The 13,446-nt window shown below is 70.2% G+C and carries 12 protein-coding genes; 3 read left to right on the forward strand and 9 right to left on the reverse strand.

Annotation, left to right across the window (positions count from 1 at the left end; translation table 11 throughout):
* Positions 1-7: 7 nt before the first annotated feature.
* Positions 8-1,057: an AraC family transcriptional regulator gene (locus M8A51_RS22790; RefSeq protein ID WP_251780843.1), complete on the reverse strand. Its 1,050-nt coding sequence runs from the start codon at positions 1,055-1,057 to the stop codon at positions 8-10.
* 77 nt (positions 1,058-1,134) lie between these two features.
* Between M8A51_RS22790 and M8A51_RS22795 the strand changes: the two genes are divergently transcribed.
* The gene (locus M8A51_RS22795) at positions 1,135-2,355 is read left to right on the forward strand and encodes an MFS transporter (RefSeq protein ID WP_251780844.1); all 1,221 of its coding nucleotides are present in this window, start codon (positions 1,135-1,137) and stop codon (positions 2,353-2,355) included.
* Positions 2,356-2,405: 50 nt separating this feature from the next.
* Positions 2,406-3,443: an NADP-dependent oxidoreductase gene (locus tag M8A51_RS22800; RefSeq protein WP_251780845.1), complete on the forward strand. Its 1,038-nt coding sequence runs from the start codon at positions 2,406-2,408 to the stop codon at positions 3,441-3,443.
* Positions 3,444-3,464: 21 nt separating this feature from the next.
* Here the strand turns inward: M8A51_RS22800 and M8A51_RS22805 are convergent, their stop codons facing one another.
* The 7 genes from M8A51_RS22805 to M8A51_RS22835 all read right to left on the reverse strand — a co-directional run bounded on the left by M8A51_RS22805 (position 3,465) and on the right by M8A51_RS22835 (position 11,366).
* Entirely contained in the window at positions 3,465-4,646 is a 1,182-nt protein-coding gene (locus M8A51_RS22805; RefSeq protein ID WP_251780846.1) for a cystathionine beta-lyase, read from the reverse strand.
* Between the two features lie 47 nt (positions 4,647-4,693).
* Complete coding sequence (locus M8A51_RS22810) at positions 4,694-5,347, reverse strand: amino acid ABC transporter permease (RefSeq protein WP_251780847.1); 654 nt, start codon at positions 5,345-5,347, stop codon at positions 4,694-4,696.
* Between the two features lie 70 nt (positions 5,348-5,417).
* Positions 5,418-6,218 carry a transporter substrate-binding domain-containing protein gene (locus M8A51_RS22815; RefSeq protein WP_251780848.1) on the reverse strand — a complete coding sequence of 267 codons (801 nt, stop codon included), beginning with the start codon at positions 6,216-6,218 and terminating at the stop codon, positions 5,418-5,420.
* Between the two features lie 150 nt (positions 6,219-6,368).
* Positions 6,369-8,501 carry an alpha/beta hydrolase domain-containing protein gene (locus M8A51_RS22820; protein WP_251780849.1) on the reverse strand — a complete coding sequence of 711 codons (2,133 nt, stop codon included), beginning with the start codon at positions 8,499-8,501 and terminating at the stop codon, positions 6,369-6,371.
* Between the two features lie 133 nt (positions 8,502-8,634).
* Positions 8,635-9,612, reverse strand: a complete 978-nt coding sequence (locus M8A51_RS22825) for a Bug family tripartite tricarboxylate transporter substrate binding protein (protein ID WP_251780850.1) — start codon at positions 9,610-9,612, stop codon at positions 8,635-8,637.
* A gap of 21 nt (positions 9,613-9,633) precedes the next feature.
* Positions 9,634-10,005: an AtuA-related protein gene (locus M8A51_RS22830; protein ID WP_251780851.1), complete on the reverse strand. Its 372-nt coding sequence runs from the start codon at positions 10,003-10,005 to the stop codon at positions 9,634-9,636.
* Entirely contained in the window at positions 10,002-11,366 is a 1,365-nt protein-coding gene (locus tag M8A51_RS22835; protein ID WP_251780852.1) for an acyclic terpene utilization AtuA family protein, read from the reverse strand. The genes M8A51_RS22830 and M8A51_RS22835 overlap by 4 nt, the downstream gene beginning before the upstream one ends.
* 117 nt (positions 11,367-11,483) lie before the next feature.
* Between M8A51_RS22835 and M8A51_RS22840 the strand changes: the two genes are divergently transcribed.
* Positions 11,484-12,449, forward strand: a complete 966-nt coding sequence (locus M8A51_RS22840; RefSeq protein WP_251780878.1) for a LysR family transcriptional regulator — start codon at positions 11,484-11,486, stop codon at positions 12,447-12,449.
* A gap of 67 nt (positions 12,450-12,516) precedes the next feature.
* On the opposite strand, the gene M8A51_RS22845 is transcribed toward M8A51_RS22840, so the two are convergent.
* A complete protein-coding gene (locus tag M8A51_RS22845; RefSeq protein ID WP_251780853.1) occupies positions 12,517-13,251 on the reverse strand; it encodes a PEP-CTERM sorting domain-containing protein in 735 nt (244 codons plus the stop codon).
* Between the last annotated feature and the right edge of the window lie 195 nt (positions 13,252-13,446).

The following is a 13,446-nucleotide window of genomic DNA, read 5'->3' on the forward strand; positions in this document are numbered from 1 at the left end:
CTTATTCTTATTCAACAACCGCCAGTGCGCGAGGCGCGGACGGTGCAGCGGCGCGAGCCTGCAGGCGTTCGCCGCGTGCCACGCTGGGCGGGTGGCCGATGACGCGTTTGAACGCCCGGCTGAACGAGGCTTCCGAGTCGTAGCCCAGCCGGTGGGCGGCCACCGCGATGCGCATGCCGTCCTGGGCGATCCAGCGACGCGCCTGGAACATCTTCACCTTGGCAACGTATTTCGCCGGACTTTCGCCGACGGTGCGCGTGAAGGCCTCGGCAAAGCTGGAGCGCGAGGCACCCATCAGCTCGGCCAGCACCGGCACGCTCCAGTCGCGTTCGGGCTCGGCATGAATGGCGGCCAGCACCTTGCCGACCTTGGGGCAGCGCACCGCGGCGATCCAGCCCGTCGCGTCGCTGCAGGCGCACTCCACCCACGCGCGGATGATGGTGGCTGCCAGCACGTCGGCCAACCGCGCCAGGATGCCGCAGGCGCCGATGCGGTCGAGCTCGACCTCGCGCTCCATCGCCTCCAGCAAGGCCGGCACGGTGGGGTCGCGCTGAGCCAGGTCGCCGGCGCGCATGACGTCCGGCATCATCGTCATGAGCGGGTGCAGCGGGTCGAGGTTGAAGCGCATCGCGCCGCAGAACATCACGTCGGGCGGGGTGGCGCCTGCGGCTTCGACCGCGGGCTCGGTGTCTCCGCGCACGAGGTAGATGTTCTCGGACACCGCCACGCGCGCCAGCGAGTCGATGTCGACCGCCGGTGCGTCGGGCGAACTGGCGATGACGTGGAAGCTGCCGCGCGGCAGCAGCACGGCGTCGCCGGGATTCAGGCGCACCCACTCGGTCGAGGCAGTGCGCAGCCAGCTGCCGCCACTGGCGACGAAATGGAAGCGCGCCGCGCGTTGCGCCGGGAAGGCGACCGCCCAAGGCCGGCGCAACAGGCAGCGGCCGTATTCGACACCGTCGAGGCGCAGCCCCAGCAGGATTTCGGTGAGCGTGTCGGGCACGCCCGGTGGGCCCCCCCGGGGGCGCAACACAGGTCCGGAGAAACGATCAAGCATTTCGGATTTTCCGGCATGGAAACGCCGACATCTTATCCCTAAGCTGGCGGCCCAGACCACAACAACCCGCCTGTCTCATGTCTTCCGCTTCCTGCTCCGAATGCCTCGACGCCCGCACGGCCTTGGGCGCCCCGGTCCCCGCCGCGACGCCGGCGCACTGGCCTGCCGTCGCCTCGCTCGCGCTGGGCGTGTTCGCGCTGGTGACCGCCGAGTTCCTGCCGGCGAGCCTGCTCACCGCCATGGCCGCCGACCTGGGCGTGTCCGCCGGCGCTGCCGGCCAGGCCGTCACGGCCACGGCGCTGGTCGGTGCGGTGGCCGCGCCGTCGATCCCGCTGCTCACCCGCAGCTACGACCGCAGGCTGGTGCTGCTGGCGCTCACCGTGCTGCTGGTGCTGTCCAACGCGCTATCCGTCACCGCCAGCAGCCTGCCGGTGCTGCTCGTCGCCCGTGTGATGCTGGGCATCGCGCTGGGGGGCTTCTGGTCGATGGCCGGCGCACTCGCGATGCGCCTGGTGCCCGAGAACCTGTTCGCACGTGCCATGTCCATCGTGCTGACGGGCGTGTCCGTCGCCACGGTCTGCGCCGCCCCCATCGGCGCCTGGATGGGCGACCTGTGGGGCTGGCGCAGCGCTTTCGTCGCCGCCGGCGCCGTCAGCATGATCACGCTCGTCGCGCAATTCTTCACGCTGCCGGCCCTGCCGCCGCGTGACAACCCGAACCTGCGCGTGCTGGGCGAGCTGCTGGCCCGCCCCGGCGTGCGCATGGCACTGCTCGCGGTGTTGCTGGTCATCTCGGGCCACTTCGCCGGCTTCACCTACATCCGCCCGTTGATGGAGGACGTGACGCATTTGTCGGTCAGCGCCATCTCGGCCGTGCTGCTCGGCTACGGCATCGGCGGCTTTTTCGGCAATTTCGCGGGCGGCTGGATCGCCGAGCGCAGCGAGCGCCGCGCCATCGTGTTCGGCGGTGCGCTGATCGCTGCCCTCGCCGCCAGCCTGCTGGTCGCCGGCAGCTCGACCGTCGTCACCGCCGTCGCCGTCTCGCTGTGGGGCTTCGCGTTCGGCGCCTTCCCGGTCGGCTTCCAGACCTGGATCGTGCGCGCCGCGCCCGACCAGGCCGAAGGCGCCGGCGGCCTGCTGGTGGCGGCGTTCCAGATCGCCATCGCCAGCGGCGCCATCGGCGGCGGCCTGCTGGTCGACCACATCGGCGCGCTCGGCGGCCCGGCCTTCGCCGTCGCAGCACTCGCGCTGGGCACGGTGCTCACGCTGCGCTATGGGCCGCGGCCCGCGCGCGCCTGACACCGCGGCCTCCTTGCGCTTCCCATTCACCCTGACTGTTCGGAACCCTCATGCCTGCCGACCACGACACCGTCAACCGCCGCTACACGCTGGCCGCCCACCCGCGGGGCCTGCCGGCGCCCCAGGACTTCCGCCTCGAAACCACCCCGGTACCGACGCCTGCCGACGGACAGGTGCTGCTGCGCACGCTCTACCTCTCGCTCGACCCCTACATGCGCAACCTGATGGCAGAGGTCGGCCCCGGCTATGCAGACCCGGTGCCGCTCGGCGCGCCGATGGTGGGCGGCACCGTCAGCCGCGTGGTCGCGTCCCGCCACCCGAAGTTCGCGGCCGGTGAACTGGTGCTGGCGAACGCCGGCTGGCAGGACTACGCGCTGTCGGACGGCGCCGACCTGCTGCCGCTCGGCGACATGGCGCAACCGTCGCTCGCACTCGGCGGCCTCGGCATGCCGGGCTTCACGGCCCACGTGGGCTTGCTCGACATCGGCCAGCCCCGCCCCGGCGAAACCGTCGTGGTGGCGGCCGCAACCGGGGCGGTCGGCGCCGTGGTCGGGCAGATCGCCAAGCTCAAGGGCGCTCGCGTGGTCGGCATCGTGGGCGGCGCCGACAAGCGCCGCTATGCCGTCGAAGAGCTCGGCTTCGACGCCTGCATCGACCGCCGTGACCCGCAGTTCGCGCAGCAGCTGGCGGCCGCCTGCCCGGCCGGCATCGACGTGTACTTCGAGAACGTCGGCGGCGCGGTGTTCGATGCCGTGCTGCCGCGGCTCAACGTCGGGGCGCGCGTGCCGGTGTGCGGCTTCATCGCCCACTACAACGAGGCCGCCGCACCGGCCGGCCCCGACCGCCTGCCGCAGCTGGTCGCCACGCTGCTGCAAAAGCGCATCCGCATGCAGGGTTTCATCATCCTCGACCACTACGGCGAGCGCTTCGAGGCGTTCCGTCGCGAGATGGGCGAGTGGGTCGCGGCCGGCCGCGTGAAGCTGCGAGAAGACCGCGTCGACGGGCTGGAACAGGCGCCCGAGGCCTTCATCGGCCTGCTGCAGGGGCGCAACTTCGGCAAGCTGGTCGTGCGCGTTGCACAGGACTGACCGCGCGCCGGCCGGCACGTCCTACCGCTGCAACTCGCGCAGCCCTTGCTCCAGGTCGGCCAGCAGATCGTCGACCGCCTCGAGCCCGATGTTCAGCCGCACCACCGTCCCTTCAAGGGGACGGAAGCGGCGCGGCAGCTCGAAGCAAGGCATGGCGAGGCTGGTGACCCCGCCCCAGCTGTAGCCGATGTGAAAGAGCTGCAGCGCGTCGATGAAGCGGACGATCTGCTCGCGCCCGTGGTGCGGTGGCAGCACGATGGAAAACACGCTGGCCGAGCCGGTGAAGTCACGCAGCCAGTGCTCGTGCCCGGGACAGGACGGCAATGCAGGGTGCAGCACCTGCTTCACCTCGGGACGCTGCGCCAGCCAGCGCGCCACCGCGAGCGTGCTGCGCCCCAGGGCGTCCAGACGCAACGGCAAGGTCTGCAGCCCTCGGAGCGCCAGCGAGCAATCGTCGGGCGAGACGCCCATGCCCAGCAGCTGGTGCGTGTCGCCGATGCGTTCATACAGCGAGTCGTCGCGCAGGCTCACCGAGCCGAGCAGCAGGTCGCTGTGGCCGCCGACGTATTTCGTCAGCGCCTGGCAGGCCACGTCGGCGCCGTGCGCGAACGCGTCGAACAGCACGCCCGCGGCATAGGTGTTGTCGACGGCGACCAGCGCGCCGTGCGCATGCGCTGCCTGCGCGATCGCCCGGACGTCCTGCACTTCCATCGTGATCGAGCCGGGACTCTCGCACCACACCAGGCGGGTGTTCGGCTTGAACTGACGCGCCACCTCCGCCCCGGCCAGCGGGTCGTACACCTCGGCCTCGATGCCCAGCCGCTGCAGCGTGCGCCGTGCCACATCCAGGCCGGGCGCATAGACGTTCTCGGGCAGCAGCACATGGTCGCCCGCACCCAGCAGCGCCAGGTCGACCAAGGCCAGCGCCGCCTGCCCGCCCGGGGTCAGGAAGGTGTGCGCCGCCCCTTCGAGTTCGCGCATGCGGGCCGCAAGCTCCATCGCGGTGGGCGTGCCGTACAGGCCGTAGCGGTAGGGCCGCTGCGCGGTGCGCCAGGTGTCTTCGGTGTCGGCGGCGCTGTCGAACAGCGTCGTCGATCCGCGATAGACCGGCATGGCCAGCGAGCGAAAGCCGGCCGGCGCGTGCACCTCGGGCTGCACGAGACGCGTGCGCCACGAAGTCGACGGGGATCGCGGGTCCGGCATGGCAAGCTCCTTTCGGTAGCGCAGGAGGCAAGCCGCATGCCGCGCGTTCAGTGAGGAAAGGCCAGCCGCCGCTCCATCAGGCGCTGCACCCGCTCGAACAGCAGGCTCAGCGCCCAGTAGACGCCGGCCGCCGCCAGGTACAGCGGAAACGGCTGAAACGTGGTGGAGATCAATTCCTTGGTCGCCAGCATCAGCTCGGTCACGGCGATCACCGAGACCAGCGAGGTGTCCTTGATCAGGCTGATGAGGCTGTTGCTCAGGCTCGGCACCGCCATGCGCAGCGCCTGCGGCGTGACCACGTAGCGCAGCGTCTGCGTGCGCGTCAGGCCGAGGCTGGTGCCGGCCATCCACTGCCCCTGCGAAATGCCCAGCACCGCGCCGCGCAGGCTCTCGGACAAGTAGGCCGCGACGTTGAGGGTCAACGCGAGCACCCCCGCGGTGATCGGCGAGAACTCGATGCCCACGCTGGGCAGCCCGTAGTACACGAGGAACACCTGCACCAGCAGCGGCGTGCCGCGCATCGCGCTGACATACACCGCGGCCACCTGTGCCAGCACCGGCACCTGCAGCACGCGCAGCAAGGCGACCAAGGCGCCGAGTGCCAGCCCCAGCACCATCGCCGAGACGGCGAACAGCAAGGTGTAGCCGGTGGCTCGCAGCATCACCGGCGCCGCGAGTTCGAACAGCGCGACCAGATCCATACAGCGCTCCCATCAAAAGAAACGCCCCCTGCGCAGGCAGGGGCGGTGGGCCAGGCGTCGAGCGACGAGCTTACTGAGCCACGGGCGGCTTGCTCACGTCACGCCCGAACCACTTGTTCGAGATCTTCGCGAATGTACCGTCTGCCTTCAGGTCTTCCAGGGCGCGGTCGATGGCCTGCTTGAACTTCGGGCTGCCCTTGCGGAAAGGAATCGCGTTGGATTCCACCGTACCCAGCGGCGCCCCGGCCTTCACCGGCAGCCGCGTCTTCTGCGCCAGGTAGGGGATCAGCAGGCTGTCGTTGAGCGCCACGTCGATGCGGCCCGACGCCAGGTCCTGCAGGTACTCCGGCGCGCCGGGGTAGACGTTCACGGTGGCCCCCGCGATGGCGCGGGCCTGTTCGGCATAGTTGCTGCCCTGCCCCACACCGATGGTGAGCCCCTTGAGGTCGGCGGCGGTGCGGATCGGGCGCGTCTCGTTCGCGCGCACGATCAGCTGCGGGCTCGACACCACGTAGGGGGCGCTGAAGGCGAACACCTGCTGGCGCTGCGGCGTGGCGGCCACCTGGTTGACGATCACGTCGTACTTGCCGGCCTGCAGCCCGGCGAGGATGCCGCTCCACTCGGTGGTGGTGAACTGCGGCTTCACCTTCAGCTTGCCGGCAATCGCCTCGGCGATCTCGACGTCGAAACCGGTCAGCTGGCCCTGCTCGTCACGGAAGTTGAAGGGCGGGTAGGTGCCCTCGAGCGCGATGCGCAAGGCGCCGCGCTGTTGCACTTCGTCGAGCAGGTCGGCGGCATGCGCCGGCAATGCGGCCAGAAACGCGAACGATAGCCCGGCTGCGGCCGCCAAAGCTTTGAGGACACGGCTCATATATTCATCTCCGGAATAAGAAACACAAACCATATGACTTGAGAGTTTATTGAGCCAACAAAGACCAGGTCGCGAGGGGGGTTGCCGTCCGTTGGCCTGCAACGCCCGCAGCGTGCACGATGTACGCCAGCACAGAGGCGAGCGATCACATCATGGCAGCACCGGCTGATCGATCGCCTGCTGGATGACACGGTCCGCGTCGCGCTGCAGCAGCAAGCGCTCGGCGACCAGCGCTTCGGCGGCGGCAGTGACTGCCGCCACGTAGCCGGCCTGGTCGCCGTAGAGCGCTTCCAGCGACGGCCGCGTGTCGCCGGCGGCCAGTCGGTCGGCCTCGGTGCGGTGGAAGGGGATGTAGGCACCGCCCAGGTTGGCCAAGTCCTCGAACGCCGGGTTGGCGACATCGTTGAATTCGAGGCTGGTGCCGATGGGCACGCGCGCCGCCACGCTGCGGATGCCGGCCAGTGTGAGGCCGGTGCCCGGGTCCACCTGCGGCACCAGGATCGCGTAGTCGCGGCCGGTGTAGTGCGGCGGCAGCAAGGTGGCGATGCCGGATTCGTCCTCGGCCACGTAGTCGGGGCCGAAGTCGAACAGCTTGAAGCCGTTGTGGCGGGCCAGGTACTCGAACTCGGGAATCGCGGTCGGCGTTCCGTTCACCGGCCAACTGACACCGCGCATCGTGGGGAAGACCAGCTGGTGCGGCCGCACCAGCGTGCCGTCGGCGATGCGCGGCACCTGGTGGTCCGGCGGCGCGACGTCGCGCACGACCCAGTCTTCGAGTGCGATGAACAGCGCCCGGAAGGTGTCGTTGAACTCGACCACCGTGCCGCGCGGGTAAACCGTGCTGGCCGGCGACCAGCCGATGCTCGCGGTGCCGCCGGGCCCGCCGTGCTGCGTGCTGGCGTAGTAGTAGATGCGCGCGTTGTCGGGCTGCTCCAGGTCGCGGAACCCCAACGCATCGGTCAGTACCGGCGAGCCCTGCAGTTGCCAGAACTCGGTGCCCGACAGGCCCAGGAAGAACTTCGGGCAGGTGTTGCCGGCCTCGCAGCGGCGCATCACGCCACCGCTGCGGCCGGCCACGTCGTCGAAGTAGTCGGCGGCCAGGCCGCGCGGCGCCGTCTGCCCGAACGCGGTGTGGTCGGTGCGCAGGCCGCCACCGCCGCCGGGCACGGCAAAGCGGGTGTTGATGTTCGTCTGCCGTGCCGCGACGTGCGCGTACAGGCCGTCGCACACGCGCTGCCCGTTGCGCCCTTCGTTGAAGCCCAGGTGCAGGAAGGTCTTCATCGCATTGCCCGACTGCGACGTGCCCTGGCACAGCGTGTGGGTGATGGCGCCGGCCAGCGGGTTGGGCGAGCCGTCGGCATCGGCAGTCGCGCTGCGGAAGAAGCCCAGCGTGTCGCGCAGCGCCGCCAGCCCCACGCCCATCACCTTCGGGTCGCGCGCGACGTAGACCAGCTCGTAGAGGTAGCCGGGGTCGAAGCCTTCCTTCAGGCACACGCGCGTGGCGTCGGGCGTGCCGGGAAACGGCTGGTCGGTGGCGTTGCAGTCGGCGAACTTCCAGTCGGCGGCAGCAATGGGAATGCGCGGGTCGGTTTCCTTCACGCGCTTGGTGAGCGAATAGCCGGGTTGCGTGTTGTCCAGGCTGGCCGGCGCATACGGAATCATCGAGCCGTTGAACACGCCGCCGGGCAGGCTCATCACGGACGTGGCGGTGGTGGGGACCAGCTCGGTGCGGTAGGGGCCGGTGATGGCCGAGCCGTCGCGTTGGCGTGCCACCGGCACCTGCACCGTCAGGCGGTTGGGGTGGCTCTTGGGCACGTCGCCCTGCCACGCCGAATACAGCATCACGTAGCCGCGCTCGAAGTACACCGCGTCGCCGGGAGCTGCGGCCAGATTGGGCTCGGTCAGGACGTTGCCGCGGTTGGGCGCGTCGTAGCGCAGCACGCCGCCGGCCCGGCTCATGTCCTTCGGCTTGAGCATCATGAAGTCGGCGGTGTACTCGACCATGCCGCGCGCGTTCACCGGCGCCAGCGCCAGGTCCTGGATGATGGCGTTGCGCGGGTCGCGCGGGTCGACCTCGCCATGAAGGGTGCCGCGCACGCGCTCGTACTCGCCCGCGTCACCGTAGCTGCCGGGGTAGTCCTCGGTGCTGGTGATGGCGAGGCGCAGCTGTGGCTCGGGCCGCGGCCCCGGCGAACCGTCGCCGTCGCTGCCGCCACCGCCGCACCCTGCGGCGAGTGCCACCAGGCAGGCCCAGGGCAAGGCTCGAAGAAAACCTCGTGTCATGTCTGTCTCCTGAGGCGGGCGCGCTGCACCTGCGCACAGGCAAAGCGCTGCCCAAGGGCGGATGAACCGCCTTTCGGAAGGTGAAGGGACAACCGGGCCCGCGAGCGCCGCGCGGGCGGCTCGCGTCAGCGCGTCATTCGGGCTGGATGCCGGCGGCCTTGATGATCTCGCCCCACTTGCGCGTCTCGGCCGACTGGAACTGCGCCAGCCCGTCGGGCGTGGTGGTGAAGGGGTCGGAGCCGCTCGCTTCGAAGAAGGCCTTGGCCGCCGCACTCGCCGTGCCGCGCGTCAGCAACTCGTTCAGGCGTTGCACCACCGGCGCCGGCGTGCCGGCCGGCACGTAGGCGGCGAACCAGTAGCCCATCTCGTAGCCGGGCACGCCGGCCTCGGCGATGGTGGGCACCTGCGGCAGCAGCGGCGAGCGCTTCGACGCGGTGACGCCCAGCGCACGCAGCTTGTCGCCCTTGATCTGCGGCACCCCGGTGGACATGTCGGCGAACATCATGTCGATCTGCCCGCCCAGCAGGTCGGTGATCGCGTTCGGGTTGCTCTTGTAGGGCACATGCAGGATCTGCACCTTGGCCATCTGCTGGAACAGCTCGCCGGCGGTGCGGCTGGACGAACTGCCGCTGCCGAACGACAGCTTGCCGGGGTTCTTGCGCGCATGCTCGATCACGTCGCGCACCGTCTTGAACGCCGAGCCCGGGTGGACCACCATCACCTGGCCGCCCTTGCCCAGCCCGGTGACCGGGGTGAAGTCCTTCACCGGGTCGTAGCCGATCTTCTTGTACAGGTGCTCGTTGGCCGCATGCGTGGTGTTGGTGGTGATGAGCACGGTGTAGCCGTCCGCCAGTGCACGCGCGGCCGCCTGCGCGGCCAGCATGCCGCTGGCACCGGCCTTGTTCTCGACCACCACCGGCTGTCTGGTCTCGGCGGTGAGCGACTCGCCCAAGGCGCGCGCCAACTGATCGGTGGCGCTGCCGGCCGCGAAGGGCACGATGAAGGTCACCGGCTTGTCGGGAAACGCCGACGCCGCGGTCCCGGTGAAGCCGAGTGCGAACAGCACGGCGGCGGCGAGGCATCGGCGGCGGGTGGAGGTGTAGAGGGTCATGGTTTGTCTCCTGTGGGTGAATCAGTCTTGCGGTGCCGGCGGGCCGGCCAGGCAGTGCGCCAGCTCGGCCGGCACGTCGACGGGCAGGTCCAGCAGCCAGAAGGCCAGCGACTTGCCGTGCGTGTCGAGGTTGAGCGCGTCGTTGACGCCGCCGTCGAGCACGTGGTCGAGCACGAAGTTCATCGCGTGCAGCCCGGGCAGCAGGTAGCGGCGCACGGCGCTGGGCCGGCGGTGTGCGAAACGTTCGGCCACTGCCGCTTCGGTGAGTTGCTCCACCAGCACCGGCCACAACGCGGGGTGCCAGGCGATGACGCTGATGTTGGAGCGGTCGCCCTTGTCGCCGGTGCGGCCGTGGGCAAGCCGGTAGAGCGGAACACGCAGCGAAACGCTCATGTCGCACTCCCTTCGTCGACGATGAAAAAGCTGGCCGGCACCGCCTCGCGCGGCACCAGGCAGGAGGCCGTGCCCAGGCGCGGGCGCAGCGAAGTGCGCACGCCGCCACCGCCGGCCGGGCCGCAGGTGTAGAGCGCCGTCACCTCGCGCGTCAGCGCTTCAGCGGCACCGCGATCGGCATGGTTGAGGGCCACGCGCAGGCGCACATCGTGCGCGTCACCGTGCGATGACGACGACCACCAGCGGCCGTCGTCGTCGGCGAACACGCTCGCCACGCCGATGAGGTCGAAACGCAGCCCGCCCAGGCCCGCGAGCCGCTGGCGCAGGATGTCGGCCGCCAGCCGCGCGCGCGCTTCGGCACGCGGGCCGGCATAGGAGATCTCGCCCTCGGCCAGCCAGCCGTTCTCGAAGCAGGCGTTGACCTTCAACTCGGCCGGGCGCGCATGCCCGCGCACGCCCGACAGCCGCACCCGGTCGGGCCCCAGGGCGTCGACCCGCGCCTGCGTCAGGTCGGCCACCACGTCGGGCGTCAGGTAGGCGGCCGGGTCGTGCACCTCGTAGAGCAGTTGCTCTTTCACGGTGCGCTCGTCGACGCGCCCGCCGGTGCCGGCGGGCTTGGTGATCACGCAATGGCCGTCGGCGTCGATCTCGGCGATGGGGTAGCCCACGTGCGCCAGGTCGGGCACGTCCTTGTAGCCCGGGTCGGCAAAGTAGCCGCCAGTGACCTGGGCGCCGCATTCGAGCAGGTGGCCGGCCATCGTGGCGCGGGCGATGCGGTCCCAGTCGTCGGCGGCCCAGCCGTAGTGGGCCAGCGCCGGCCCCACGGTGAGCGAGGGGTCGGCCACACGCCCGGCCACCACGATCTCGGCGCCGGCACGCAAGGCGGCGGCGATCGCATCGGCGCCCAGGTAGGCGTTGGCACTGACCAGCGGCGCGGCCGGCGCTGCCGGGCCCAGCGCCTGCATCAGCATCGCGCGATGGGCCGCGTCGCTGAGGTCGTCGCCGCGCACCACCGCGACACGCGGCGGGCGCAGCCCCAGGTCACGCGCCAGCGCCTGGATGCGCCGCGCCGCGCCCAGCGGGTTCGCCGCACCGAAGTTGCTGACGATGCGGATGCCGGCCTCCAGGCAGGTGCCCAGCACCGGCCGCAGCATCAGGTCGAGCAGCGGCTCGTAGCCCGCGTTCGGGTTCTCGCGCCGCGCCAGCTGCGCCAGCGCCAGCGTGCGCTCGGCCAGCGTCTCGAAGATCAGCACGGCCGGGCCGCCGCAGGCCGCAAGGGCCTGCACGACCGGGCCGGCCGCGTCGATGCGATCGCCCGAAAAGCCGGCGGCCGAGCCGACGCGCAACAGGGATGGGGTCATGGTCTCCTCGTCGCAAGACCGGCGCGCCTGCGCACGGCTTGCTGTTGGTGACCCACTCTAGGCCCGCCGCTTTGATCTGTGAAATAGGAAATTGGGATAGATTCATCCACCATGCCGATGAATCTGTCGACCCGCCAGCTGCGCGCCTTTCTTCACCTGGCCGAGCAGCGCAGCTTCACGCGCGCGGCTGCGCTGACGCACTTGTCGCAGCCCGCGTTCAGCGCGCTGATTCGCTCGCTCGAAGACGAGCTGGGCGCGAGGCTGTTCGACCGCACCACCCGCAGTGTCGAGCTCACCGCCGAGGGCCGCGCCTTCGAAGCCGCCGCGCGGCGCGTGCTGCGCGAAGCCGACGAGGCGCTGGCCGACGTGCAGGAGCTGGCCGCGCGGCAACGCGGCCGCGTGTCACTCGCGGTGCTGCCGGCGCTGGCCGCCGGGTGGCTGCCGCACGTGCTGGCGCGCTTTCATGCGCAGTGGCCCGGCATCCAGTTCGACGTGGCCGACGTGCTGTCGGAAGACTGCATCGAGCGCGTGCGCAGCGGCCGCGCCGACCTGGCGCTGGCGGCCACGCGCGCCGACACGCCCGAGCTGCGCACCGAGCTGTTCTGCACCGACGGTTTTCACCTGGTGTGCCGGCGCGACCACCCGCTGGCGACGCAGGCCACCGTGAAGCTGGCCGACCTGGCCGGCCACCCGATGATCCAGCTGGCCCGCTCGAGCAGCGTGCGCCAGTACGTCGAGGCTGCGGTGCACCCGTTGCAGCTGAATACGATGATGGAACTCGACCAGCTGAGCACCGTGGCCGGCATGGTGCGCGCCGGGCTGGGCGTGAGCGTGGTGCCGGCGCTCACGCTGTTCCACTTCGAGCATGCGGAGCTGGTGACGCGGCCGCTGCCCGGGCGGGGCTTGCGGCGGCAGATCTTCCTGGTGCGCCGGCGCGACCGGGGGCTGTCGGTGGCCGCGCAGGCCATGTACGAGCATGTGATGGCGTGGCGGCCGGAGGTGCCGGTGCGCCACCCGGCCGCGCAGCAGCGTGCACGGCGGATTTCGACACGCTCGAAGCGGCCGGCCCCGGCAACTCGCTGATGGCGAGCAAGCGCCGAGTGCGCGCCGAGCCTGTGGCCGCGAGGCAAGGCCTCGGGGCAGCGACGCGCTACACCAACCGTCGAGACCGCTTGAGTTTGAAGCCCAAGCCTGCCAGGCCCAGTGCCATCAGGGCGTAGCTGCTCGGCTCGGGAATCGGTGCGACAGCGCCTTCGATCGAGATGCGCGCGAACATCATCGCGTAGCGCCAAGAGTCGGTGTTGTTTGTATAGGAGGCCTCCAGCCGGCGCGCGAGTGTGCCGGACTCGTAGAGGGAGAAGCCATCGTTGTCTTCGGCGTACTCGAATTCGCCCACTTCGGGAAACTGCGTCGCGGCAACAGCGAAGCCCAGCTCGCCATAGCTGGTGCCGACGCAATCGATCGATGTGCAGCTGCTGTCTCTTGTGATGCTGGTGCTGAAATCGGCGGACAGCGTGACGGTGGCGCCAGGCGCGATCTCGATGCGCATTCCGGAGTAGTCGGAGCCGAGTCCGACCAAGCCGTAGTACGTCGACCCCGGCACCGATCCGTCGAACGTCAGCAAGAACGTGGACGCACCCGGGCCCATCAGGGCAGTGAGACCGCCGCTCGTGACTTGCAACGGCTCGATCGGCAAGCCGGGAAAGTAGTCATCGAACCCTTGCTGATCGGAACCGGGCACTCGGCTTGTCGCACTGACCCCGGCGCCGACCTCTCCCCAGCCCGCCCCCGACAGCGTCAGGTTCGAGAAACTGGCCGAGGCGGTATCGGCGATGGCGGCAGGCCAGTAGAAAGCGAGTGCAATGACCGCGGCTGCTTTGCGCATGAAACGTTCCTCGAAGTAAGGCCGCTTGGAGCGACGACGCCATGTCACGCTACAGCACTTCTCGCGTGCCTGCCCCCCTCGATCGAGCGGGTCGCCAGCGGGCCAGCCCTGATGGGCTTGCACTTGCTTTCAATATCGTGGCACCCCCCGACGTCCCTCTGGCAGTGTGCGGTCCTGCTCCGGCCACTTCGAGAG

Origin of the sequence: Caldimonas mangrovi, from assembly GCF_023721835.1 — a bacterium.
GTDB lineage: Bacteria > Pseudomonadota > Gammaproteobacteria > Burkholderiales > Burkholderiaceae_C > Caldimonas > Caldimonas mangrovi.

Bases quoted from the DNA above. Each gene is read 5' to 3' on its own strand.
- M8A51_RS22790 (WP_251780843.1), bottom strand. From the start codon at position 1,057: ATGCTTGATCGTTTCTCCGGACCTGTGTTGCGCCCCCGGGGGGGCCCA.
- M8A51_RS22815 (WP_251780848.1), bottom strand. From the start codon at position 6,218: ATGAGCCGTGTCCTCAAAGCTTTGGCGGCCGCAGCCGGGCTATCGTTC.
- M8A51_RS22800 (WP_251780845.1), top strand. From the start codon at position 2,406: ATGCCTGCCGACCACGACACCGTCAACCGCCGCTACACGCTGGCCGCC.
- M8A51_RS22835 (WP_251780852.1), bottom strand. From the start codon at position 11,366: ATGACCCCATCCCTGTTGCGCGTCGGCTCGGCCGCCGGCTTTTCGGGC.
- M8A51_RS22845 (WP_251780853.1), bottom strand. From the start codon at position 13,251: ATGCGCAAAGCAGCCGCGGTCATTGCACTCGCTTTCTACTGGCCTGCC.
- M8A51_RS22840 (WP_251780878.1), top strand. From the start codon at position 11,484: ATGAATCTGTCGACCCGCCAGCTGCGCGCCTTTCTTCACCTGGCCGAG.
- M8A51_RS22805 (WP_251780846.1), bottom strand. From the start codon at position 4,646: ATGCCGGACCCGCGATCCCCGTCGACTTCGTGGCGCACGCGTCTCGTG.
- M8A51_RS22810 (WP_251780847.1), bottom strand. From the start codon at position 5,347: ATGGATCTGGTCGCGCTGTTCGAACTCGCGGCGCCGGTGATGCTGCGA.
- M8A51_RS22825 (WP_251780850.1), bottom strand. From the start codon at position 9,612: ATGACCCTCTACACCTCCACCCGCCGCCGATGCCTCGCCGCCGCCGTG.
- M8A51_RS22830 (WP_251780851.1), bottom strand. From the start codon at position 10,005: ATGAGCGTTTCGCTGCGTGTTCCGCTCTACCGGCTTGCCCACGGCCGC.
- M8A51_RS22795 (WP_251780844.1), top strand. From the start codon at position 1,135: ATGTCTTCCGCTTCCTGCTCCGAATGCCTCGACGCCCGCACGGCCTTG.
- M8A51_RS22820 (WP_251780849.1), bottom strand. From the start codon at position 8,501: ATGACACGAGGTTTTCTTCGAGCCTTGCCCTGGGCCTGCCTGGTGGCA.